The sequence below is a fragment of the Pseudomonadota bacterium genome (assembly GCA_030859565.1).
Taxonomy (GTDB): domain Bacteria; phylum Pseudomonadota; class Gammaproteobacteria; order JACCXJ01; family JACCXJ01; genus USCg-Taylor.
In genome coordinates, this window is the sequence record JALZJW010000007.1 from 17,186 (window position 1) to 41,836 (window position 24,651).

At 57.8% G+C, this 24,651-nt stretch carries 16 protein-coding genes and 1 pseudogene; 7 read left to right on the plus strand and 10 right to left on the minus strand.

The genetic code is table 11. The features are described 5' to 3' along the window. Nucleotides 1–107 precede the first annotated feature (107 nt). From M3436_02155 to M3436_02195, 9 genes and pseudogenes are all read right to left on the minus strand, one after another. Nucleotides 108–386, minus strand: a pseudogene (locus M3436_02155) (IS3 family transposase). 64 nt (nt 387–450) lie between these two features. Then, complete coding sequence (locus tag M3436_02160; GenBank protein MDQ3562972.1) at nt 451–1,536, minus strand: SDR family oxidoreductase; 1,086 nt, start codon at nt 1,534–1,536, stop codon at nt 451–453. Between the two features lie 87 nt (nt 1,537–1,623). Next, nucleotides 1,624–2,880: a class I SAM-dependent methyltransferase gene (locus M3436_02165; protein ID MDQ3562973.1), complete on the minus strand. Its 1,257-nt coding sequence runs from the start codon at nt 2,878–2,880 to the stop codon at nt 1,624–1,626. Nucleotides 2,881–2,943: 63 nt separating this feature from the next. Next, a complete protein-coding gene (locus tag M3436_02170; protein MDQ3562974.1) occupies nt 2,944–4,140 on the minus strand; it encodes a glycosyltransferase in 1,197 nt (398 codons plus the stop codon). A gap of 2 nt (nt 4,141–4,142) precedes the next feature. Further along, complete coding sequence (locus M3436_02175; protein ID MDQ3562975.1) at nt 4,143–5,303, minus strand: glycosyltransferase family 2 protein; 1,161 nt, start codon at nt 5,301–5,303, stop codon at nt 4,143–4,145. 165 nt (nt 5,304–5,468) lie between these two features. After that, nucleotides 5,469–7,361: an asparagine synthase (glutamine-hydrolyzing) gene (gene asnB / locus M3436_02180; protein MDQ3562976.1), complete on the minus strand. Its 1,893-nt coding sequence runs from the start codon at nt 7,359–7,361 to the stop codon at nt 5,469–5,471. Nucleotides 7,362–7,393: 32 nt separating this feature from the next. Continuing rightward, nucleotides 7,394–8,689 (minus strand): glycosyltransferase family 4 protein, encoded by a 1,296-nt coding sequence (locus M3436_02185; GenBank protein MDQ3562977.1) that lies wholly within the window; start codon nt 8,687–8,689, stop codon nt 7,394–7,396. A gap of 470 nt (nt 8,690–9,159) precedes the next feature. Beyond that, nucleotides 9,160–9,708, minus strand: coding sequence for a transcription/translation regulatory transformer protein RfaH (gene rfaH / locus M3436_02190; protein MDQ3562978.1), 549 nt, complete (start codon nt 9,706–9,708; stop codon nt 9,160–9,162). Between the two features lie 7 nt (nt 9,709–9,715). After that, complete coding sequence (locus M3436_02195; GenBank protein ID MDQ3562979.1) at nt 9,716–11,083, minus strand: TIGR03013 family PEP-CTERM/XrtA system glycosyltransferase; 1,368 nt, start codon at nt 11,081–11,083, stop codon at nt 9,716–9,718. A 762-nt stretch (nt 11,084–11,845) separates the two neighbouring features. Between M3436_02195 and M3436_02200 the strand changes: the two genes are divergently transcribed. From M3436_02200 to M3436_02220, 5 genes are all read left to right on the plus strand, one after another. Beyond that, the gene (locus M3436_02200) at nt 11,846–12,286 is read left to right on the plus strand and encodes a hypothetical protein (protein MDQ3562980.1); all 441 of its coding nucleotides are present in this window, start codon (nt 11,846–11,848) and stop codon (nt 12,284–12,286) included. Between the two features lie 84 nt (nt 12,287–12,370). Next, on the plus strand, nt 12,371–12,580 hold the full coding sequence (locus M3436_02205) for a hypothetical protein (protein MDQ3562981.1): 210 nt from the start codon (nt 12,371–12,373) through the stop codon (nt 12,578–12,580). Beyond that, nucleotides 12,577–14,040, plus strand: a complete 1,464-nt coding sequence (locus M3436_02210) for a TolC family protein (protein MDQ3562982.1) — start codon at nt 12,577–12,579, stop codon at nt 14,038–14,040. Before M3436_02205 ends, M3436_02210 begins: the two co-directional genes overlap by 4 nt. A gap of 7 nt (nt 14,041–14,047) precedes the next feature. Continuing rightward, a complete protein-coding gene (locus M3436_02215; protein ID MDQ3562983.1) occupies nt 14,048–15,634 on the plus strand; it encodes a FixH family protein in 1,587 nt (528 codons plus the stop codon). Between the two features lie 46 nt (nt 15,635–15,680). Beyond that, nucleotides 15,681–18,872 carry a CusA/CzcA family heavy metal efflux RND transporter gene (locus tag M3436_02220; GenBank protein MDQ3562984.1) on the plus strand — a complete coding sequence of 1,064 codons (3,192 nt, stop codon included), beginning with the start codon at nt 15,681–15,683 and terminating at the stop codon, nt 18,870–18,872. A 134-nt stretch (nt 18,873–19,006) separates the two neighbouring features. On the opposite strand, the gene M3436_02225 is transcribed toward M3436_02220, so the two are convergent. After that, nucleotides 19,007–21,904, minus strand: a complete 2,898-nt coding sequence (locus M3436_02225; protein ID MDQ3562985.1) for a UvrD-helicase domain-containing protein — start codon at nt 21,902–21,904, stop codon at nt 19,007–19,009. A 638-nt stretch (nt 21,905–22,542) separates the two neighbouring features. Here M3436_02225 and M3436_02230 point away from each other — a divergent pair. Both M3436_02230 and M3436_02235 read left to right on the plus strand, forming a co-directional pair. Continuing rightward, nucleotides 22,543–24,096 carry an AbiV family abortive infection protein gene (locus M3436_02230; protein MDQ3562986.1) on the plus strand — a complete coding sequence of 518 codons (1,554 nt, stop codon included), beginning with the start codon at nt 22,543–22,545 and terminating at the stop codon, nt 24,094–24,096. A gap of 265 nt (nt 24,097–24,361) precedes the next feature. Further along, nucleotides 24,362–24,544: a hypothetical protein gene (locus tag M3436_02235; GenBank protein ID MDQ3562987.1), complete on the plus strand. Its 183-nt coding sequence runs from the start codon at nt 24,362–24,364 to the stop codon at nt 24,542–24,544. The last annotated feature ends 107 nt before the right edge of the window (nt 24,545–24,651 follow it).

The window sequence follows — 24,651 nt, forward strand, 5'->3', positions numbered from 1 at the left end:
GTTTTCGCACCATATCATGCCGCGTTGGGCAAGTTCTGGCCACCGAAGTAAAGCGCATCGGGGGTAAAATACCGCTCGATGCCGCGCTTTGCCTCGATGGCGGTTTCATAAGCTCGGAGGTAGATGTCTTCATACTCGAGGCGCCGCCAGGGGCGCTCGACGAAGACATTTTTGACCCAATGGCCTGTTTCCATACTCCCCCCGTCCTTGAGTACACGTGTGAAAGCGTCGCTGGTAAACCCCTAGTCGGTGTTGAAAATCTCAGGGGTGCCGTAGCGACTGAGCGCCTCTCAAGGCCTCGACACAAAGGTGGCTGTTCGAATATTAGGTAGCCGGAAGACGGGCACCTTACGACTGTACCAGTCCATAATGGCGACCAGATACAAGGCTCATCATCCGAACGCTAGAGAGCGATTACAAAAGCATCCCTGAGTCGTGATCCCATGAAAATCAACTTGTTTCCCCTTGACGATTTCTTGTTGACGGTTTCGCGTGGGTCCACTCCAGATTTTTGTCTAACAGACCTTCATTTGTTAGGTGTCTGAGAACCTCAAGCCTCATAAACTTGGAAGTCCGGAAGTTCGAGTCCTTAAACCCCATTGCGTTCAGTCCGCCCTCGAGCTCCCGTATGGCCCTGTGCAGATCTATTTGCGGCTGATATCCGGGCGCAAGCCGCTCAAATAAGGCGAAGTCTACCCTATAAGAACGACTGTCCGGTGGGGCGTTCTTGTTTACCGAGATGGTTACACCGGGGATAACCCTTGCGACCGCATCCGCTAGTTCTTTCACCTGGTGATTCCAAGCGCTACGGCCCACATTAACAACCAGAAAGTCACCGCCGTGATCACGATCCCTCTGTATTGCCCAATCAAACGCTCGAGCCATATCCTCAAGATGGATCAGAGGTCTCCATGGAGTCCCATCACTTAGAATGGTGATGTTCTTAGAGGTCAGTGCACAAGCCACGAAGTCATTTACAACGAGGTCCAGCCGAAGCCGGTCACTCATTCCACAGGCTGTCGCAAATCTCAGACAAGTTACTTGGAAATTACTATCCGCGAGATTCTGAAGTTCGACTTCAGTGTGTACCTTTGATTTAGCGTATGCGGTGAGTGGATTCAGCGGAGAGGTCTCTTTTCTGGGACTGTCATCAGCCAAACCATATATACTGCAACTTGAAGCGAAAACGAAGGCTTTTACGCCTCTTTTTTTGGCCTCTTTCGCCAGTTCAACACTCGCGCGATAATTGATATCAGATGTTACTTCCTCGAACGTGTTACCCATAGGGTCATTCGATATTGCCGCCAGATGCGCAATGATGTCCACTTCACTTAATGCTTCCCACGGCGGCCGACGAACGTCCGTGAAGTACTGAACATCGACTCTGCACTCGGGAAGAATATCGGCATTGGTTAGGCAGTGTGCAAAGTAACCTGTATCAAGTCCTACCAATGTCGCCTGCGGGTAGGATTGCCGGAGTCGCCTCACGACGCTCGGGCCAACATAACCCATATTGCCTGTAATCAGTGTCTTCATATCACCCATTCACTCATGAGTGTTCTCCGAATATCCATCTTGTTGTCACCCGGTCACCGTTCGATAACATCGATTACCGTTGCTCCATTAAGTGTAGACTGTTACCTCTGGAATAGGCACAACAAACTTACCTCCCCACTCTCGAATGCTAGCCATTTGCGCCATGATCTCGCCCTTAAAGTTCCACGGCAGAATAAACAGGTAATCCGGTTTTGTTTCGCTGATCTTTTGGGGATCAAAAATGGGAATGTGTGTTCCTGGCAAGTATTTCCCATGTTTATACGGGTTGCGATCGACGGTGTACTCGATGAAGTCGGTGCGAATGCCGCAGTAATTCAAGAGCGTATTTCCCTTTCCCGGTGCCCCATATCCTGCAAGCGTATGACCTTCTCGCTTAGCTTTAATGAGAAATTCCAGGAGGTTTCTCTTTGTCTCCTTAACTCTGTCACCAAACGTAAGATAGTGCTCAAGACAGCCAAACCCGGTGTTCTCTTCTCTTTTCCTCAATTCGACTGCCCGATCGCTGATAGGCTTAGCGATATCGTCCGCGTGCCGTGCGTAGACCCTTAGCGATCCGCCATGAGTGGGTATTTCCTCGACATCAAATAATGTAAGGCCGTGCCTCGATAGAATCTTTTCGGTCGTCAGAAGGGAGAAATACGAGAAGTGCTCATGATAGATTGTATCGAATTGGTTCTCATTCATTAGCCGCATCAGATGCGGGAATTCCATTGTTATTATTCCGCCTGGCTTGAGTACTATCTTTATGCCGCTCACAAAATCGTTCAGATCGGGCACTTGTGCCAAAACGTTGTTTCCTATGACGAGATCGACTTGACCGTACTCGCTAACCAGTTCGCGGGCTGTGTCTCGTCCAAAGAACTTAACAAGTGTCGTCACACCTCTTTTCTTTGCGACGGCTGCAACGTTAGCTGCGGGCTCTACGCCGAGCGCGGGAATTCCCTTTTGAACGAAGTACTGAAGCAGATAGCCATCGTTGCTCGCTAACTCCATGACCCTGCTTTGCTCGGTGAGACTAAACCGCTTAACGACCATCTCAGTGTAGTTCTTAGCGTGCTCCAACCAAGTATCAGAGTACGAGGAAAAATACGCGTATTCGGTGAATATTTCCTCGGGGCTCACGTATTGCTCCAACTGGACAAGAAAACAACCATCACAAACATGAGCATGGAGGGGATAGAACGGCTCCATCTGATTCAGCTTGTCGTGACTTAAAAAGCTCTCGCAAAGTGGTGACATGCCAAGATCGACGAAGGTATGCTGTAGCTTTGTTTCGCAGAACCGGCAGCTTGCGTGTATGCGGATCCTATCATTCTGTTGCATTCATATATCCTTTATTTAAATGTAGGTGACAACGGGCACCATCTTCCACCGAACCCGCACCAGTCAGGAATCTCGCACCGGGGGTCGCACCCTCTCTGACACCCGGCTAAATCTACACCCGGATAGCCCAACCGACAGGACCTCGTCGTAGCAGGCCATCTGCTCGGTGACCATGCGCGTATGGGTGTAGCTGGACCGGACAGTCTCACGCGCAGCCTCGCCCAACCGGCGCGCCAGCTCACTGTCAGAAAGCAGCCGAATAAGGCGGTCAGCGAGTGCCCTGACATCCCCGACAGGAACAAGAAGGCCATTACAATTATCGTGCACTAGCTCCGGATTGCCTCCGGTGTCGGTGCAGACGATCGGACGCCCGGCCTGCATGTACTCCATGACGGAGTTGGAGAAACCTTCCGATTCAGAGCAAAGGACAGCCACGTTGAAACGTCTAATGTACGGCCCTGGGTCCTCCACACGCCCCGTGAATATTACCCGCTCGCGAATTCTAAGAAGACGGGCCAGCCCCTCCAACTCTTCGCGTATGCTTTTACCGCCTTGCGACGGGCCGTCACCTCCGACGATCACCAGGCGGGCATCGGGATATTCACGGTTAATGAGAGCAAACGCTTCGATGAGAGTGTCGATGCGCTTAATCGGCCGAAGATTCGCGACGATTCCGACCACGGAGACACGATCCGGAACTCCGGATAGCCTCTTAGCAGATACAGCCTCGGCGGAGTTTTCGGCGCGGGGAATGTAACCGTTAGAGATGACGGTAATCTTCCCACTGGGCACCCACTCTCGTTGTTGGACCATGCGCTTTACTGCCTGACCGTTCGCTACATAGCGCTCAACAAATGGTGCGACCAGTCTGAGCACGGCAAGATTCCACAACGTGTACCAGAAGCCCAAATCGCGACGGGATACCACCACGCGAATGCCGAAGATCCTAAGTAGCGGAGGCGCGATCAACGACGCGTCATTAAAGAAACAGTGTACTAGCTCGTAGTTCTCCCGGCGCAGTCTCAACGCGTAACCTAGGACCTTGAGAATCGATCGCATGCTAGCCAACTTGGTGACACCGAGTACCGTCACCGGACAAGGAAGTTGGTTACGCTCTATATATGAACTGCTACGGAGCACCGTCACGGCCGGCTCGTACCGGGACCGGTCGAGGTGTTGGATGAGCTGCAAAAGCTGCCCCTCAGTTCCGCCTTCGGGTCCCTCGTAATAGTCCACGAGATACATGATCTTCGTCACCATGCCTAATAGGTCCCTCCTCTGGGTTTCCAGAGAACCATTTTCCGCCCGTTTACGAACTCCCAGAACGCAACCGCACACGCGGTGTTTAGCATAACGAAATAGTAAGGCGCAAGCAGCTTAGACGCCCCAGTGGGCATGTGTCTGAGCAAGTGCCCTAGCGCTGCGAACGCATAGGCCACCAGTTGCAGGATAAAAAACCAGAGGTAGAACGGCTTCCCGCCGATCGCCAAGGCATTGAACAGCAGAAGCCCCATGAGTAGCAGAAACGCCCCGTACCGGAGCACTTTGTGGGAGAGCATCTGCCAAGCGAACAAGGGAAAACAGAAAGGGTTAAGCAACTTCCGTTTGTCGTACAGCGCCCAGAGTGCGCGCAGCGAGACTCGCACCCGCATGCGGAACTCATCAGCCGCACGGGATAGTGCGGGCTCGTACAACAATGCGTCGGGCTCGTACACAACACGCTTGCCTTGCTCGACCACACCGAGCGGCAAGACGAAGTCCGGCAAGTGATCGGGGCGCATCGGTACGTAGAGGTCACGGCGGACCGCATCAATCCCGCCGACCACGCCGACGACGGAGCCGAGCCGTGTCTCCCAAGCACGCAACAGGTTTTCGTAGCGCATATACGCACCGGACCCTTCGCCGATCCCAGATCCGTCCGGATTCGTATAAATCATTCGGCCGGTTACATAGCCCACGGATGGATCCGCAAAGCTGCGGACCAGTAAACGTAAGGTGTCTGGCGTATACATCGAGTTGGCATCGGCGAATAGAAGGATATCTCCAGAGGCGCGGGTTACTGCCAGATTAAGGGCCTGCGTTTTTCCCTGCCGGGGTTCCTGACGCAGGAGTCTGAGCCGCCCCCCGTTGCGCTCGGCGAGTTTTCGAACGATCTCATCGGTCCGATCCGTCGATCCGTCCGAGGTCACAATTACTTCAAGGCGGTCTTGCGGGTAGTTTTGGGAAAGCTTGTTGACCACAGTGCGCTCGATCTCCCGTTCCTCATTAAACGCGGAGATGAGGACGGTTACCATGGGTTCGATGTCGGCCTTGCGAAGGTCGCGGCCAAGGATGCGAGACAGAAAGAAAACTGCCGCTGGATAGCCCGCATAGACATAGCCAACCAATCCTAGACAAACCCAAAATCCAACTTCCACGGGCATTCGCTTGTTCCTTATCGTCTCTTCACACCGCAACTATTCGAGCCTTGCCTACCTGTCCGTCAAACCCTTACCGAACCCGGTCACCTTGCCCATGAAAAGCTCCACGCTAAGTCCGACAGGCTGCTAGAATGGCCCCTATGTTGAATCCAGACCGCAGTGGTCTGCTCATGCCGCATGACGCTCGTACCACTCCTGAAACATTATCAGAGAGAAAAGCAGCTTGTTGTTCTTGTGACGGCCGGCCAGATGTTCCTCCAGCTTGGCGCAGACATAACTGCCATCGAACAGCCCGGCACCACCCAGACGGCCTTGGCCCAAGATGTCGCGGGCGTAATTCGCAAGGTCCGTGCGCAACCACGCGGCCATTGGCGACTCGAACCCTTGCTTCCGATGCCCCACCACTGCGGCCGGTAAGCAACGCGCGGCGATCTGCTTCAGCAGGATCTTCTTGCGGCGCCAGTTAAGCTTGTATCGGGCCGGCAGGCGCGCACTCAATTCGACCAGATGATGGTCCACCAACGGTACGCGAACTTCGAGAGAATGCCACATACTAAGCCGGTCCGACAGCGCAAGAATGTCTTCCGCTAGATAGGTCTTCATGTCGACATAGAGCGCCCTACTCAGATCATCCGGAGCATTGCAGTGCTCGTACAGATCCGTGATCATCCGATCCGTTGCATCGAAGTCGATCTGCTTAGCGATGTCGTACGAGAACAGTTGACGGCGCTCTTGCGAAGAGATGGTCGAGACATAACTTAGATAGCGCTCGGCCGGCGACAGTAGCGCGGCGGCGACAAATCGTTTGGCATGGTCTACGCGGTCTCCGCCATGTTCTGGCTCGGGCAATAGCTGAATCGCTGGCAGAATCACCTGCCGATGCAGAGGGCGTGGCACCAGACAGGAGTAGTATTGACTCAAAAGGACCCCGGAGTAACGTTCGTAGCCCGCGAATAGCTCGTCACCACCAAGCCCGGATAGCGCCACCTTGACCTGTTGCCTGGTAAGTTTAGAGATATAGTAGCTGGGTATAACGGAGTCGTCCGAGAACGGTTCGTCGAAAGCATTGACGATATCACCTACAATCGCGCGGAAATCGGGCTGAACTGAGTACTCGTGGAATTCACAGCCGTAACGTGCTGCCACCATAGCTGCTAACGGGCGCTCATCGATTAGCGGGTTGCGCTCGCTGTCAAACCCCATGGTAAAGGTCTGTACCGGCTCATCGAGGCGCTGGCTCATAAGTGCTACCACCAGGCTGCTGTCAATGCCGCCGGATAGGAAAGCCCCAACCGGTACATCGCTCACCAGATGCGAGGTTACAGCATCCTTGATGGCCCCGTCGAAGCGCTCCAGCCACTCCCGGCCGTCGAGTCCCTGTTCGGGGTGGGCGAAGTCCAGATCCCAATAGCGGCGCTTCTCAACCCGTCCGCGTTCGTACACCAGCAGATGGCCAGGCTCTAGCTTATGCACCGCGCGATAGATGGTGAGCGGGGCAGGTATGTAAGTGAAGGTTACGAAGGCGTCGAGTGCTTGGTAGTCCAGTTCCCGGTCGACGATGCCCGAGGCAAGGACGGCTTTCATCTCCGAGCCGAACACCAACGTAGCGCCGACCCGCGTATAAAACAATGGTTTGATCCCGAGTCTGTCCCGCACGAGCAGACCGCGACTTCTGCTTGTGTCCCATAGGGCAAAGGCGAACATGCCCCGCAGGTGCTGAACTACGTCATCGCCGTATTCCTCGTAAAGGTGTACGATGACCTCTGTGTCGGTGTTGGTCTGGAAACGGTGACCGCGCTGCTGCAACGCGGCGCGTAGTTCACGGTAGTTATAGATCTCACCGTTGTAGACCACCCATACCGAGCCGTCCTCATTGTGAATCGGCTGGCGTCCGCCATCCAGATCGATGATGCTCAAACGCCTCATGGCCAGCCCGACCCCGGGTTCCCGGAATACACCGCCCTCGTCGGGCCCGCGCCGCGCGAGTGTGTGATTCATGCGTTCCAAGGTGTCGTTGGAAATCGCGGCATGCTCTCCGAAGAATCCGCATATCCCGCACATTAGCCTTGTCCTATATTCGCTGTAAGCTGAGGCTATGGTCGGTGCGCGCCCCTTCCATCGCCCGGAGCAAATGCACGGCGCCCCGCGTTGGTCGTCGGGCGCGCCACCTCTCCGACCAAAATCGGTGGCACTGCCTTCTCGGCGACTTCGTGGATGAAACTGCGGAATTTTTCAGCCAGGGCATCCCATCCATAACGCTGTTCGACCAGACATCTGCCTTCCGCGGCAAGCCTTCGGCACCGCTCCGGATCGTCCAGGAGCCGCAACACGGACTCGGCGAAGCTGCGGGGATCATCCGCCAGAAGTACGTGCCGATCGTGGACGACATCAAGCCCCTCCGCACCGACCGAAGTCGACACCACGGCGCGCCCCATTGCCAGCGCCTCCAGTATTTTCAAGCGGGAACCACCTCCAATCCGTAGTGGGACTACATACACGGCTGCGCCTTGCACATACGGCCTGACGTCATGCACCGTCCCAGTGACGTGCACACCCGGCACTTTCCCTAATGCCTGGATATCTACCGGCGGACTGCGGCCTACAAATGTACATTCCAGATCGGGGCGAGCCTGTCGTAACAGCGGCAGAATCGCCCGGACGAAATACCGCGCCGCGTCCTGATTCGGGCGCCAGTCCATGGACCCGCTGAAGACTAGGTGTCGCCGGAGCTCGGGCTGGGGCGCCGAGCGAAAGTAGTCCAGGTCCGCACCGTTTGGTACTACCGTCATTGGCAGCCGGGGCTGCCATCGGGCTAACCGGATGTGGTCCCGGTCGGAGACGGCGACGGCGCCGTCCACCCAACCTAGCGCCGCACGTTCGAACCGTTCGACCTTCCGCCACTGCTCGCGGATGTACCAGCTGCGAAGCAAGTTGGTTTCGTTCTCGTAATACCGCTGCCAGATATCCGCCTCGATGTTGTGTGTCGACACCAGTTTCTTAACCAACGAAATCCCTTTTACATAAACCGCGTAGGGGGTCCACTCGCAGAGCACTAGGTCTGGCCGGAATTGCGCCAGATTGTCCTGTACGGCATCTTGATAGACGCACGAGTAGTGACTAGTAACGATATACGGCAGCGGCGAAAAAAGATTGGAGAGCAATCGCAGATAAAACGCTGGCCCATGCTTTGGAGCAAGCCTTACCGGGACTGCCACCGGCTCAATACCTACCCTGCTGAGTGCTTCCGCCGCTGCCGAACCAGCCTCTCCGTAGCCGACATAGCGGATAGGGAACTGCGTCGCGAGCCGCCGATAAAGATTGAAGCTCCGCGTACGCTTGCCGGTATTGGTTGGGTAGGGAAACTCCTCGTCCAGTACCAGCACCCTCATGGCATACCCCTAGCTACGCCGACACAATACGGTCGCATTTACTGGCTTGTTGCTCGTAGAAGAAGACATCCGCATCCAAGTCGCACCAAGAGGCTGTAGACCAGAGAGGCTACCCAACAAAGCCATCGACATCTCGCTGGGCAATTACAGACGATCATCGAAAGACCGTATCGCCGTGCTGGATCAGACTCCCCAGACTTGCCTAATGTTTAACCAGACAGATTCTTATTAGCAAGGCCCATCAAAACTTCCCTTACCTCTGTACAGGTAGGCGACCTTCGAACCAATGATTAAACATTCTTGAAACAGCTCACCAGACGCAGCGACGCCTTCCCGGTTCAAGCACGCTACCGCCCTACAAAACGCCTACGCGCTTCGTATGGCAAGTCGTTCTTTACTACGGTTGTCGACGCTTCTGAGCTACCGCGTCGACGGTTGAGGCGGAAAGAAACGCCTCGGACACCCCTTAACTAAGCCAATCCTAACAGGTTCCGCGAGACCGTCACAACCGTTTCCCGCCCCAAGATCTTAAGCAGGATCATCACGCGCTCTTCTCCCGATTCACCCCATACGATCGCCTGCAGATGAGCGAGCGGTCCCTGTTCAATCATCACGGTATCGCCTCTCTGGAACGCTAGTCGCTTTGGGGAATGCAGGCCGGTACTCGCATCGGCGGTCCGCATAATAGAGTCAACTACTATGCCGGGAACAATGGCCGGCTCCTCTGTGAAACGCACGAAATTCTGTACCCCGCTGGTATAGCGTACCGGCGCCATATTGTCGTAGCCGGGCCGGAGGCGTATGAACAAATAACGAGGGAACAAAGGTTCGATGATCTGTACCCAGCGTTCATATCGTCGGCGTTGTTGATGGATTAAAGGCAAATAGACTTCGTATCCCTGGCGTTCGAGGTTTTCCTCGGCAACCGATTCCTTTCTCGGTTTTGTGTGGACAAGATACCAATTTCTAACAATATCTATTCTCTCGTTGTTCCTTGCCTCATGCCAGGTTTTTTTCACGGCGCGCCTACCTCGCCCCTTTTCCAAACAGTACTGCTTCCACCGTCTGCAACAATATCAATAAGTATAGAAAAACGCTATTGTTTTTAATGTAATACAAATCGTACTGGAGTTTCTGCCGTGCGTCTTTCTCCGAGGAGCCGTACGGATAGCAGAGCTGGGCCCAACCACTGATACCTGCCTTAACCCGATGCCGGTTCGCATAGAACGGTAGCGTCTTTTCAAGCTCGGTCACAAACTCTGGACGCTCCGGTCGTGGGCCAACGAAGCTCATCTCACCGCGCAAGACATTAAAAATCTGCGGCAATTCATCAGCGCGAAGCTTTCGGATAATTGCCCCTACCCAAGTGACACGCTTGTCATTTGCCTGCGCCCAGCGCGCGCCTTGCGCGCCCTCTGCATCAACGCGCATACTGCGAAATTTAAATATGTTGAAGGGCTTACCGTACTGCGTTATGCGGATTTGCTGATAAAAGATGGGACTTCCCCATCCGCTTTCCACCAATATCGCCAGTGCAGTGAGCAGCATGATAGGCCAGGTTATAGAAATCAAAACTACGCTCGTCACGACATCGATGCAGCGCTTAATGAACTCGGAGAAGCTGCTCACCTGGAACCCGTCCGAGAATATAAAATGGCTCGGACGAAGAAGGTCGAGCCTCACCTGCCCGAATTGACGCTCGAAGAAGGTGGCCGTGTCAATCACGTCAATTCCTATCATCTTACACTCAAGCAACTGATCGATAGGGCACCTGTTCCGCCGTTCATCCAGGGAAACCACGATTACATCGATATCTCGTTCCGTAGCAAATTCTGCCAAGGGCTTATTGATCGCCACGATTTTGTCTTGGGGAATGGCACAGTCCTGATCTTCCACTCTAGAAAAACCCAGCAATTCAGAGCTTCGCCAATCCGCACGACGCCGCATTTCTAAAATCGATCTGGCCTCATTACCCGTACCCATCACCAGTACCCGTCGACTAAAGATCCGGTTAAAGATCCTGTTACCCGTGGAAGTAAAACCTAGGGCGCGGATCGTACCGATCCCTATAAACGCCACGGCTGTGGCGAGCACCAGCGCGCCTTGGCCCAAATAGAGATTCGGAAATATATAAACACTTACCATCATGGCAACCGCGCCCAACATCAGGCCCACGACTAACCGGAACAGTGTTCCGCGGAGCCCTTCCCTTTGACTTGGGGCGTACATACCCATGGCCGCCATACCAAGCTCCATCACCACGGCAAAAACGAGGGCACGTGGTAACAACGACCCGATTGTCTCCGTCGCGATAGCGAATTCCCCGGCGAAGCGCAGCAGCGCTCCCGCGTAAAGCGTGAGGACTAGGATCAGGACCTCAACTACCATGAGCATGAACAATTCGAGGCGTATGAAGTGTCGAAATATTCGAACCGTACCCATTTCCTTTATCGTCCCTTGAATGTCTTTATCGCCCTTAAAAGCAGCGTCGCAAGTAACTCCTCTTGCGCGTGGCCTCGGAATGATTTCAGCCCTAATGGAGGGGCTATTTTTTTAGGAAGAGCCCGCGTTGCTGGGACGTGCACCAAGCAAGCGGTATACCATGGCATCTAACTTCGCGTACTACTAAGGCACCGCGATATAAACGGCACGCGTTGGTTGGCGTGGGCTAGTTGTTTACTGTCGGACCATAACGACAGGATTTTGGCACTTCTGGAAATCGAGTGGGTGATTTGAGGGGGTGAAGGTGGCTGAAAACCGCATGGATATTGGCTTCCTCGCATTTCCAACGTTGCTCGAAATTGAAATCATGTTCGGATAGCAAAGTCAGCGAAGCGACAGCGACGTGTCTACGGACTGCGAGACGAGGAATACCTACGCCTGAAAGTCCTGACCTGCATGTTGCCGGTGCTCTAAAATGGTCCAAATACACCCACTCGATTTCCAGAAGAGCCAGGATTTTAAAAATTTTGCCAAATTCGCTTCTCGCGACCGCTAACCCTTGCGTACCGTTGGATTTGAAACCTTCAACCCGTTACCAGCACATTGTCACTACTCGGCAACGAATCTTTCCCCGAACTTGACGACTCTTAACTCGGTAGCCTGTATATGACCTCTGGGTTGCAGGCTTAGTCATCGCGCCATACAATCCGTCTCATGCGCGCATTTCGTCATCGCCGATTATGCTGGGGTGTCACCGGGGTGTTGCTTCTCGCCGGGCTTGGCGCGCACATGCAATTGCTGTTCGCTTGCGAGGTCATGGACGGCGCCCCGAAGCTCGTCTGCTGCTGCGACACGGAAGCGCCGGCTGACGGCTGTGAGAGCGGCGGCGGTTGCGTGACGCACGCCGCGGCCGCGGCGCAAGGTTGTTGCGAGATCACGCTGGCGCCTGCGGCGGATCTCACGCCGATGACTTCTACATCGCAGGGTCAGCTCCTCACGCTGATCGCTGCGGCGCAGGTCCCGCCCATTTCGCCGCCGCCCGCGGGGATCTCTCCGCACCCACATGCCGGTATCGCTGGACTCCCGCGCGCCTACACGCCATTCTGGCTACCAGGCGTACAGACCTACCTCTTCACAAACCGCTTCCGAATATAAGACTCCTTCGTTGCTGACTTTGTCGGTGCGCGGCCGCGCTACTCAGGGTCGCGCGTCTGCCAACCTGCTGAAGGAGGATGTGAAGTGGTGCACGATTGCTATCGTTGGCCAGGTTCGCTGGCCCTGATTCTTTATGGCCTATCGAGGCCGCTCCTGGGCGCGGATGACGCGCCGTTTGTCGGGCTCACGGAAGTCTCCGCGGAACAATTCGTGGCGGCGACTCTTGCCGCCAACCCCACGTTGCCAGCGCGGGAAGCCGCTTGGCGAGGGGCGAGGACGAGGGGGAAAGAATGAGCACGATACGAAGCAAGAGGGTGTGGGCGCCGCTTATCATTGGCCTTTGCCTGTGGTTGCTGAGGCCGGCGCTGGTTTTCTCCAACCCTGGTCTGACAGGCGAAGGCCAATACCCTCCGCAAGTCGGAGTAGACGAAACAGCGGATGAAACAGAGGGGGCAGCATCCTTGACAGGTGAGGTGTTAACGGTTGAAGCGGCTCTGGCCTATGCCCGGCACCATAACCCGGCCATCGGGTCGGCCAGGAGCCGCGTCCAGGCTGCGCAGAAGGTACCTGCCCAGGCATCGGCCTATGAGGACCCGATGGTGACCTGGGAGGCCTGGAATGCTCCTGAGAACTTCCGCATCGACGAGGCGGGTAACAATATCTTCAAGCTATCGCAAAAGGTCCCCTTTCCGGGCAAGCTCCGGTTGAAAGGTGAAATGGCCTCCAAGGACGCAGAGAAGACAGAGGCCGAGCTTAAGGCCGAGGAGATCGACACCGTGGCGCAGGTCAAGAAAGCCTACTACGCTCTCTGGCTGGTCTACCGGAACCTCGAAGTCTACCGCCGGGATCAGGAGCTGGTGACCCAGTTTGCGCGCATCGCCGAGCAAAAGTACGCGGTGGGCCAGGTCTCTCAGTCCGATGTCCTGCGTGCCCACGTGGAACTCACGCGCATGATCAACCGGTTAACCACCGAGACCCTGGCGCTCGGTAAGGCGCAAGCGCGGCTCAATGCGCTCTTCAGCCGCCCTCCAGAAGCCCCTCTGGGGGCGCCCCAAAATCCTCCCGCTCCGGCTGTACCATATTCGATGACCGAGCTCGAGAAGCTAACGCTCAGGATCCGGCCGGAGTTCCTGGCCCAGACCCGAGCCTTGGATAAGGAACGCCTGGCCCTGGCCTTGGCCCGCAAGGCTTATTATCCGGACTTCGAGATTTCTATCAACCGCTTTGTGAACTTCGATGAGCGGGACGGCTTTGGGATTTCGGTTTCCACCTCGATTCCCCTGGCGTTCAAGTACAAGTACGACGCCGGAGTGGACCAGGCCACGGCTAAACTTCAGGCTGAGCAGGGTGAGCTTCGGCGTCTTAAGGATTTGGCGCTCTTTGAGGTCAAACAGGCGTTAGTGGAAGCGCAGACCGCTCTAGAGCAGCTTAACCTTTTCCGCTACACCCACATCCCCCAGGCCGAGCAGGCTCTGCAGGCCTCGCAGATCGGCTACCAGACCGACACCCTCGACTTCCTCTCGCTTATCGACAGCGTGCGGGCTATTGAGCAGATTCATCTTGAGCACCTCATGGCCGCGGCAAATTTTGAGCGGGCCTGGGCAGAGTTGGAGCGGGCCGTGGGACAAGAATTGCCCAGGCCCGTTGTACCGGGAGCAAAACCGGGCAGCGGAGCTAGCCCCGCAGGTACGGACTCCTCGTTAGGAGTCCACACCCTTTGGCCGGGACGACGGCCGTCAACACGGGAGAGGTGAACTGACCATGCGGATCTCGAGCCGGCCTCGCGCCGCCCTGCTGCTGATCGTTCTGCTTGCGCTAGGAGCGCTCGGAGGCACCCTCTATGCGTTGCGCGGGCGGTTGGCAGCGGCGCCGTTCATTGGCTCGGTGATTGGCCGGGCGCAGGTTGAAACTCCGGCCGCGGGCGCCGCCCAGCCGCCAGCGCCAGCTCCCGCCGGTGCGGATGGCGCAGCGCCCGCGCCGGACGCGAGTGAAGCCCGGGCCGAAATCACCATCGACCCGAGGCGGCAGCAACTGATCGGAGTCCGCACGGTGCCCGTCAAACGCACGAGCGTGTCTCCAACCATACGGGGGATCGGGCTGGTGCGGTACGACGAAACCCGGCTGGCTGATGTGAATCTGAAGCTCGAAGGCTGGATCCGCGATCTCTACGTGGATTACACGGGCCACTACGTCCGCAAGGGACAACCGCTCTTTACCCTCTACAGCCCGGAACTGCTGAACACACAGAACGAGTACCTGCTCGCGTTGAAGACGCGCGATCAGATCAAGCAGTCGCAGATCCCGGACGCGCGCGAGTCCTCCGAACGTCTCGTGGAATTGGCGCGCCAGCGCCTCGACCTGTGGGATCTGCCGCCCGATCAATTTGCGCAGCTCCAGCGGACGCGGAAGCCGCAGACGGCGATGGCGTTTCGGTCGCCGGTCAATGGATTCGTGATCGAGAAGCAGGCGCGCCAAGGCATGCACGTCATGCCGGGGCAGACCCTCTACAAGATTGCCGACCTGTCGGTGGTGTGGGTCGAAGCGGACATCTACGAGCAGGAGGTGCCGCTTGTGGGCGTGGGTCAGCCGGCGATCGTGACGCTGGATGCCTATCAGGGCGAGCTGTTCCACGGGCGCGTCATCTACATCTACCCGTACGTTGAAGAGAAGACGCGTACGGTCAAGGCCCGCTTAGAGTTCGCGAACCGGGGCGGACGCCTCAAGCCGGGCATGTACGCGAACGTCGAGCTGCGCGGTCGGGCCGGCACAGGCCTGACCGTCCCGGTCAACGCCGTGCTCGATTCCGGCAAGCAGCAGGTCGTCTTCGTCGCTCAAGGCGACGGGTACTTCGAGCCGCGTCGCGTCACGATCGGTCGCCGCCTGGGTGACACGGTCGAAATCCTCAAGGGCTTGAACGAAGGGGAACAGGTCGCGACGGGAGCCACGTTCTTCCTCGACTCCGAGAGCCAGCTTAGCGCGGCGCTCCAGGGCTTCGAGGCGGCGCCGGCCGCGGCGCCGGGCGGCGGGGAACGGGAGCGCCTGGACATCCTCTTTCGATCGCAACCCGATCCCCCGCAGACCGGCGACAATGTCTTCGAGGTGACGGTGAAGGACCCGTCGGGTCAGCCGGTTGCCGATGCGGACGTCTCCATCATCTTCTACATGGCGGCCATGCCCTCCATGAACATGCCGGCGATGCGGAATGAAGCCACGTTGCCGCCGGCCGGCGGCGGCGTGTATCGCGGACCCGGGCAGGTGATGATGGCCGGCCGCTGGAACGTGACGATCAACGTCACGCGCGCGGGCCGGCGGCTCGGCAGCAAGCAGTTGACGGCGGTGGCGCGATGAGCGGCACGGCCCGTCAACGGGCGGAATGCCGCAAGACTGAAAAGTCATGATCGAACGAATCATCGATTGGTGCGCAGGGAATCGGTTTCTGGTTTTCACCGGGACCCTGGTGCTGACGTTCTGGGGGATCTGGACAATGACCTCCACGCCGCTCGACGCGGTACCCGACATCTCGGATGTCCAGGTCATCGTCTCGACGGAGTGGATGGGCAGGAGTCCCGATCTGATCGAAGACCAGATTACCTATCCGATCGTCAGCACGCTGATCTCGACGCCGCGCGTCAAGGCGGTCCGGGGGTTTACCGACTTCGGGATCTCCTACGTCTACGTCATCTTTGAGGACGGCACCGACATCTACTGGGCGCGCAGTCGCGTCGTGGAGTATCTGCAGGGCATTCGCGGAAAGCTGCCCGAAGGAGTGAACCCGGTCATCGGACCTGACGCGACCGCCGTCGGCTGGGTGTTCGAGTACGCGCTGGTCGACGAGACCGGCCGGCACAACCTGGCAGAGCTGCGCGGCTTCCAGGACTGGTATCTCCGGTACTGGCTCGCGTCGATCCCGGGCGTGGCCGAAGTGGCGAGCATCGGCGGGTTCGTGAAGCAGTACCAGGTCAATCTCGATCCGAACAAGCTCGCCGCGTACGACATGTCGGTGAAAGATGTCGTCCAGGCGATCAAGGCGAGCAATAACGACGTCGAGGGGCGCGTGCTCGAATTAGCGGGACGCGAGTACATGGTGCGCAGCCGCGGCTACCTCAAGTCGACGTCGGACATCGAGAAGGTTTCACTCGGCGCCGATCCAAGAGGCACCCCGATCCGAGTGGGAGACGTGGCGCAGGTACGCCTCGGCCCTGACATCCGCCGCGGCGTTGCCGAGCTGGACGGCAAGGGCGAGGTTGTCGGCGGCATCATCGTCATGCGCTTCGGGGAGAACGCGCTCAAGGTCATCGACCGAGTGAAGGCCAAGCTGCGGGAGGTTCAGGGCGCCATGCCGGCCGGCGTCAAGATCGTCCCGACGTACGACCGATCCTGGCTGATCGGCGAATCGATCGGCACGTTGCGCCGCACGCTGATCGAGGAATCGATCGTCGTTTCGCTCGTGATCATCCTCTTCCTGTTCCACTTCCGGTCGGCGCTGATTCCGATCCTGGCCCTGCCGATCGCCGTCGTCGCCTCGTTCATCCCGATGTATTATCTCGACGTCAGCTCCAACATTATGTCGTTGGGGGGGATCGCGCTTGCCATCGGCGTGCTCGTCGACGCGTCGATCGTCATGGTGGAGAACGCCTACCGCAATGTGTCAGAGCCCGAACGTGCCGTCGAGGCCGGTGGCGAGGGCGAGCCACACGGACAAGGCTCGGTCCCCTATGAGGAGCAGCCACGCGTCATCATCCGGGCGGCCAAACAGGTCGCCCGCCCCATCCTCTTCGCGCTGGCGATCATCATCATTTCGTTCGTGCCGGTCTTCCTGCTCGAGGCGCAGGAGGGGCGCATGTTTCGCCCCCTAGCGTTCACGAAAACGTCCGTGATGATCTTCGCCTCACTGCTGGCGATCACGCTGGTCCCGGTGCTGATGACCATCTTCATCCGCGGTAAGCGCCTGAAGCCAGAGTCGCAGAACCCCGTGTCGCGGTTCTTCACCTGGCTCTACGACCCGATCATCCGCCTCGCTCTGCGGTGGAAGTGGACGGCGCTGCTCATCAACTTCGCCGTTGTGCCGCTGACGATCCCTTTGCTGTTCCTAATCGGCAGCGAGTTCATGCCGCCGCTCTACGAGGGGTCGATGCTCTATATGCCGACGTCGCCGCCGGGGCTGTCGATCACCGGGGCGACGCGTCTGCTCCAGGTACAGGACAAGATTCTCCGCCAGTTCCCGGAGGTCGAACGGGTGTTCGGGACGGTCGGACGCGGCACCACATCCACGGACAACACCCCAATGGGAATGGTGAACACTACCATCACGCTCAAGCCGCAGGAGCTGTGGCGCCCCGGCATGACGATGGAGCGTCTGCAGGCAGACATGGACGCGGCCATGCAGTTCCCGGGCTTCCCCAACGTCTGGACGCAGCCCATTCGCAACCGGCTGGACATGCTGCTGACCGGCATCAAGACCACCGTCGGGATCAAGATCTTCGGCGCCGACCTGGAGGTCATCCAGCGTCTCGGCGAGCAGATCGAGAGGATTTTGAAGGATCTCCCGGGGACCCGCAGCGTGTATGCCGAACGCGTCGCCCAGGGGTACTTCACTGACATCCGCATCGACCGAGACGCGATCGCCAGGCACGGCCTGACGATCGAGGACGTGCAGGACGTCATTCAATCCGCGCTCGGCGGCGAGAACGTGACGCTCACCATCGAAGGCCGGGAGCGGTATCCGGTAAATGTCCGCTACCAAAGGGAGTTTCGCGATAACCTGTCGGTGCTCCAGCGCGTGCTGGTCAAGACGCCGATGGGGGCGCACGTGCCGCTCGGGCAGCTCGCCGACATCACGCTGACGACCGGGCCTGCGATGATCCGCGACGAGAACGCGCAGCTCGCGGGCTACGTGTACCTCGATGCCTCGACGCGGGACATCGGCGGCTATGTCGACAGCGCAAGGCGCGCCATCGACACGCAGCTCAAGCTCCCGCCCGGCTACACGCTGCAGTGGACCGGCCAGTACGAATTCCAGGTGCGGGCCCGGGAGCGGTTGAAGATTCTCATCCCCATCGTGTTCTTCATCATCTTCATGCTGCTCTACATGACGTTCCGTTCGGCGTCCGAGGCCAGCATCGTGATGCTATCGGTGGTCTATGCGATGACCGGTGGCGTCATTCTCCAGTGGCTGCTCGGCTACAACTTCTCGGTCGCGGTCTGGGTGGGTTACATCGCGCTCTACGGCGTGGCGGTCCAGACCGGCGTCATCATGGTGGTATACCTCCACGAAGCATTGGACAAGCGTCTTCACCGCGGCGGCGAGATCACCGAGCGTGACGTCCTGGAAGCGACGATCGGCGGGTCGGTGCTCCGGCTGCGGCCGAAGCTGATGACGGTGAGCGTCGTCATGGCATCGCTTGTGCCGATCATGTGGAGCAGCGGGGTCGGTTCCGACGTCATGCAGCCGATCGCGGCGCCGATCATCGGCGGGATGATCACCTCGACGATCCACGTGCTCATTAACATCCCTGTCATCTTCTACATCATGAAGGTGCGGGCGCTCCGGAAGGGCCGCCTGAAGGCGTCCGGCATGACGCTGTGAGGAACTGGCGATTGAGGTTCACTGGTATCCTGTGTGGCACCTGGGACCGATTCCCGTCGCTGGTGATCGTGCTGGTCGTCTTCCCGGCTATTTATGCCTTGTGGAAGGGACATGATCTCCCCTCGCGACCGCGATCAGTCGCCAAACAGGTCTAGCTGCGACGAGGCAGGATGCGCGAGGTCACGATCGCCGACCGGGCTAGACGGTGGGTTAGCCGGAGACGCCCCGGCGCGCTGCGGATCGTTCGCGCTTTCCGAGCGCGCCGACGCACCCGCAAGCTGCTCGAAGAAGAAGCGTACGGGTGGCAGGCCATGCGCCTCTAGCAACGGCCGGCCCAAGTGCTCGTAAAGGTCCACCCATTCCTCACCCACGCGCAAGGAAAGCCGCGGGTTGAGCGCATAATAACCTTGTCGAAGACGCACGAAGATCCGGCGGTTGTACGGATAGTCCCGCGCCACCTCGTTACGGGCGAGCACGCCGCTCAGGTAGGCGCGCCGCTTGCGGTAGGCGGGCAACACGTTCTCCGGGAATGCCTGAATCGCTTCCAAGAAATCGGCCGTGCTGAAGCCGGCCACGACGTACGCGGCTTCGCCGATCTTGCGCAGGAGCAGCGCCACCATGGAGTGGAACAGGAAAAACTCGACGGTGTGGCCGTCGATCTTGACCAGACGGTCCTGCACCTTGACGCTTACGCTCGCGGGCGCTAGCAGAGGGTAGAGATCCCCAAGGCGTGCGCTAGCGAAGTCCGGCGTGGTATAGGCGCGCAGCAGCGCGTGGTGGAGGGCCGTTCGCCCGTGGTTATCGGTAAGATCGGGGTTGGCGCCCTTGTCGAGCAGGGCTTTCACCAACACCGCATTACCCTGGATGGCGGCGCACATCAGCGGTGTGAGGTTGAAGGGAGTGCGGAAGTCCACGCCGTAGGCGTCCGCGTCGGCCAGCACGTCCTTGAAACTCTTGCCTTCGTAAGACCTCAGATGTTTGTTGCGGAGTCGGGACGCGAGCCTCTCCCCGTCCTCGGCCTGGAGATAGCCGGCGCTGGCCAGCCGCCCGAGGAGGCTCGAGTCGCCCAACACGGCGCCATATTCCATGAGGCGCTGGCGGGGCTTGGTGGAGACCTCCTTTGGGTTGAAGGCGCGATCCAGTGTTTGCAGGTAGCGCTCGCGGACTAGCACCTCCCAAGGGACGGCGCGGGCGTGCAGGATCTCGCGCCGAATGGCCTCGGCCTGCTCATCCTTGCCGTGTAGCGCGAGCCGCCGCGCCTCCCGCTGCCATTCATCGAGCGATGAGCTTTGCGCCGCCATGTCCAGGCGGTCCCGCCCGTCTTCGAGGCCCATGAGCTGCAAGAGCGCATGGCGGGTGTCGGATTCGATGACATAGAGGTTCTTCACCGCCCGCGTGAGGGCGACATAGAGGCTATTGACGAAGAACTTATAGATCTCCAGTGACTTGTCGGCCTTGTCCTTGGCGCGGACGTAGGCGAGGTCGGCGTCGAGGTCCGCGGCGCTCACGCCCGCGGCGACGTGGTTGAAGGACCCGCGGTCGTGGGTGAGGAAGTTGTACAGGATGACGTTTTCGTATTCCAGCCCCTTGGCTTCATGGACGGCAAAGAGCAGCGGCGTACGGAAGCGCTCGCGCGCTCTGAGTTTGTCCTCCTCGCGCATCACCAGCACCGCGAAGCGGGTGGACTTGCGGGTCTTCTCGTCGAGATCCTTGATGGGCGTGTCCGTGTCGGGGAGTAGCTCCACCGAGCCGGTGTTGCCGGGGACGCTGTCTATCAAATAATTGCTCTCCCGGTCGATGGAGCCGAAGCGCCGCTGCTTCACCTTGAGCAAACGGTTGGCGATGACCGTGATGGCTTGCGAGTTGCGGTAGTTGGTGCGCAGCAGGTGCAATGCCCGCTTCGCGTCGAGCGCGTCGTCCCGGTAAAACAGACTCTTCACCTTGGCCCAGGAGAAGAAATTGGGATGCACGATCTGGTTGGAGTCGCCGCACAGGATGAAATTGCCCGCGCCCTTCAAGCTGCGCAGGATAAGGGCGAGCTGGACATTAGTGAGGTCCTGCACCTCGTCCACCACCGCGAAGTCGTAGCGCGGCTGGCACAGGCCCAGGTACTGGTGGGCAAGCAAATTACTGTCGAAGAGACCGTTCTCCTTGAGATAGAGGAGGTACTTCTCGAAGAGCTCATATACTAGGGGCCGCTCCTCGGGCAGGAAGATGGACTGGCGGACCCCGAGGTCGAGGTATTCGGCGCGCGAGAGGTACGGTGTTTCCACATCCGCGCCGCTCAGCACCCCCTTCAATTCCTCGAACAGCTTATGGGCATCGGCGAATTTGCAGTGCTGCCGATGGCGGCTGAACCAGCCCCTGAAGACGCCATAAGTCACTTCGCGGCCCGCCGGCACCCGCAGGGTCTCCAGGAGCTCCTGGAACGAGAGGAAGTCGATGTTCTGCTCTTCGTTCTCGTAAGCGTGCGCGTAGTAGAGATTGCGGGCGTTCTGGGCGAGGAAGGGCGACAGAGTCACGTAGAGAACCTCGCCCTGCAGAAGCTTCATCCGCTCGAGGGTCAAGGCCGTCTTGCCGCTGCCGGCCGAACCGATGACGATAAGGGGCGGTGGCAATCGGAACAGCGCGTCCTGCGCATCGTCAAACGAAATGACTTTGTCAAGGAGGTGAAAGCGCGCGCGGGCCGGGTTCACGTAGGCGAGTGCGGGTAGCGTATTCTCGTTGAGATCCTCGGGCTTGAAAGGTGGGATCTTGTCCTCTTCGATCCGAGCCCCGCGCAGGAAGCGGGAATGCTCGTAGGCGTGGTTACGGATGACCTCAAGGATGAGGGCGTAGCGCTCGCCGTTGTGGCGGCGAAGCGTGAACAGCAGGCGATTGCTGTGATCGAGCTTCGCCCGATAGTACTCGCTCGGGGTAAGCTTCTTGGTCTCGGCGGAGTAGAAGTCGCCGTGCTCGATCATGCCGATGAGCTTGCGGTATTGCGGCTCGACGCCGGAGATGTCCAAATCGCTGTATTCCAGGATTTTCATAGGCGGAAAGTGGTGGTAGTGATTTAGTTTTTAACTCAATCCGGTGGCCGGTATGGTACAGTCTCCCGAGCAGTACCGCAGGTCCTCATATCGATGGCATGCCTAGTGGAGTGTCACAAAACACGTCGCATAACACAGACCCGTCATTCCGGCCAAGTCCGCGCAGCGGACGCGAGCCGGAATCCATACGGAGCATAGGTTGGCGCTGGATTCCCGCTTCCGCGGGAATGACGAATCTGGGTTTCGACGCCGACGGTATTTTTTGGCTTATTTGAGGTACAGAACCCTAGGGAGGACTCAATCTGCTGCTCGGCGACCACGAACCGTGTTACAGGTTGCGGGCTACCGGCATTGAACGAGGATACGCCGATCGGGCACTATTTCAATCTCAGATCTCGGAGATGTGACCGGCATGACGTCCACGTATCGCTCGACAGAGGGGGTGGCTGAAAAAAAGGTAGTGTCTCAGTTTGAATTTCGGCTTCCAACCCTGAGCAGTCATTCGAGCGGTACAAGCCATGGCATAGGCCGTACTCATCAACCCGTTCGAGGTACCGGAGGGGCGAGAGAAACAATTCGTTGTCGCCCTTTTTGTCCCTTAAAATATCGCAACGTACTATAAGCGGGAACTCGTCAACGTGAAGGCAGAAGCGTCCGAATCCGATGGTGACGGCTCGGCGAAGGTTTCGGAACCGGGATTTTTGACCCGAATCGAGCCCGGGCGCGATGCTTGCCTTGCGCACGCTTCTGACCTCCTCCGCGGCGCCAGAGCTGTCCAAAAGGAATGCTTGCCCAACATCGCCTACCATCTTGCGACCCTCGCGTTGGAGGAGATCGGTAAGGCTGAACTCATCGGTCTTGAGGCGATGGGGCGGACACGAGAAGAAACACCGTCCTGGGCAGCGAAACATGCTCTAGACCATACGAAAAAGATTTTCTGGTCATTTTTCGGAGCGCTCTTTGGTCAAAAGGTCATCGATAAGAGGTTCTTCGACGACCTCAACTTGATGGCTACCTCCATCCACGAAACGCGAGTCCGCGGCTTGTATGTAGACTTGTCTAACAGAGGCCTCAGTGTTCCATCAGAAGCCGTAACCAAGGACGACGCGCACAATCTCATCCGCATGGCAAGCACCCGCCTGGAGATGGCGAAGGCCGTAAAGCTGAAGCCCCTGGAGGCACATGCGCAAGACCTTCTCAATTGGTTTGTCAGCGCGAGTGAAGATCCGGACAAGCTGAAGTTAATGTTTGGGAAAAAATCGATGGAGAAACTTGCCGAGAAGGACGGAGCCTCTAGGGAATGGATGACATGGTTGAAAGAGGTATTCGACGCGAATGAAGCCGAAAATTACGCCCTAGCTCAAAAGGAACTGCGGCGCAAACTCCCAAAGGGGGCTGATGCGTTAGAGGACAAGTGGCGGCTCAGAATAAGAATTTTGTCAGCTTCACATTCGATACGCCCTAAGCCTCTCGCGCAATGGAATAGAGTCTCGAATTGGATTCAGATTCATCCAGTTGACAAGAAAAAGAACCAACTCTTCGTCGACTTCACGTTGCCCAAAAATGTGCCTGTTAGTGCCCTATGGTGGCATGGATGGGGTCTGGCACGTCGCTTCGCGGTTGCACTAAATATCGGGTCAATGGGTTTCTTCTGGTGGAGAATTCCTGAGCAAGTAAGTCGCTATTACGAGAAGATCACCGACCTAGAAGGGAACGTGGAGATCGGCGTTGAACGGTCGCCAGCACTTCAGATTGATTGGGGAAAGAGGGCGCTGACGGCGGCAGATTTGAAGAACACCGCGATGTGTTTTGCAAAACTACCACAATTTGGAGACCGCGAGAAGCATAAACCCTTCGACTACTACGTTGGCGGGCTGACCTTCCTCTCGCTCAATGATGTTCACTGGCAGTGCGAACATAACGTATTCGGTAACTTTTTCCATTCGCTCAAAGCTGGGCTACACCAGTACGGATACTGGGAGAAAGAGGACCAATTCAGACGAGGCTTCGACAAGTTTCTTGATGAAGTATTGCCAGAGTTCGACGAGAGAGATAAATACTTCAGCCTAGGCGATCAGCTGAGCACAGGTAAAGAGGCGGAACCTAAGATCACGCTAAGCGAAGCGACGATGATGAAGCTGCTTTGTGATGCCTTTTATTTGAAGACTTTTCGGGACATCAAGGTGGAGTAGCGTCGGGATAAGGGGGGAAGAGGACGTCGTCACCTGATCCAGTACGTGGAGAATGTCCGCTGCTGGTAGCCGATAGCCAAAATTCAAACAGCAACATTACCGAAAAAAACGATCGCTTCCCGCCTTGATGGCGGCAAGCCCTCATTCAGTGGTAGGAAGCAAGAGTAGCCGAAGGGCGGATAAGAGACCTGGACCGCACGCCCGTCCCTCAACCCAGCGTCTCCGGTTCCGAATAGAACCGGAGACGCCGAAGTAGATTTATTACTTGGATTTGGCGGAAGCGCGCTTGGCCGGCGCCTTTCTGCTGGCGGAGACCGGGCGCTCGGCGCTCGTTGCGACCGCTTTCCTGCGGGCGGGGGCGGGCCGCTTGACCGTCTTAGAAGCCGCCTTTACCATCTTTTTCACTTTCGTTGCCATTGTCTATATCACTCCCATCGACTCGTGTTAGGAAGACCCTGCCGCGGTAACTTGTGCGGCAGGCCCAAGTGCGGGATCAGGTCCCGCGTTCGCGTTCCCAAAGGAAACGTGAATGGTTATCGTAAGTTGCATCATTTT

Excerpts from the sequence above, each read along its gene's own strand:
- M3436_02185 (MDQ3562977.1), bottom strand. The coding sequence starts at position 8,689 with ATGAGGGTGCTGGTACTGGACGAGGAGTTTCCCTACCCAACCAATACC.
- M3436_02170 (MDQ3562974.1), bottom strand. The coding sequence starts at position 4,140 with ATGGTGACGAAGATCATGTATCTCGTGGACTATTACGAGGGACCCGAA.
- M3436_02195 (MDQ3562979.1), bottom strand. The coding sequence starts at position 11,083 with ATGCTCATGGTAGTTGAGGTCCTGATCCTAGTCCTCACGCTTTACGCG.
- asnB (MDQ3562976.1), bottom strand. The coding sequence starts at position 7,361 with ATGTGCGGGATATGCGGATTCTTCGGAGAGCATGCCGCGATTTCCAAC.
- M3436_02215 (MDQ3562983.1), top strand. The coding sequence starts at position 14,048 with ATGCGGATCTCGAGCCGGCCTCGCGCCGCCCTGCTGCTGATCGTTCTG.
- M3436_02175 (MDQ3562975.1), bottom strand. The coding sequence starts at position 5,303 with ATGCCCGTGGAAGTTGGATTTTGGGTTTGTCTAGGATTGGTTGGCTAT.
- M3436_02165 (MDQ3562973.1), bottom strand. The coding sequence starts at position 2,880 with ATGCAACAGAATGATAGGATCCGCATACACGCAAGCTGCCGGTTCTGC.
- M3436_02200 (MDQ3562980.1), top strand. The coding sequence starts at position 11,846 with ATGCGCGCATTTCGTCATCGCCGATTATGCTGGGGTGTCACCGGGGTG.
- M3436_02160 (MDQ3562972.1), bottom strand. The coding sequence starts at position 1,536 with ATGAAGACACTGATTACAGGCAATATGGGTTATGTTGGCCCGAGCGTC.
- M3436_02225 (MDQ3562985.1), bottom strand. The coding sequence starts at position 21,904 with ATGAAAATCCTGGAATACAGCGATTTGGACATCTCCGGCGTCGAGCCG.
- M3436_02210 (MDQ3562982.1), top strand. The coding sequence starts at position 12,577 with ATGAGCACGATACGAAGCAAGAGGGTGTGGGCGCCGCTTATCATTGGC.
- M3436_02220 (MDQ3562984.1), top strand. The coding sequence starts at position 15,681 with ATGATCGAACGAATCATCGATTGGTGCGCAGGGAATCGGTTTCTGGTT.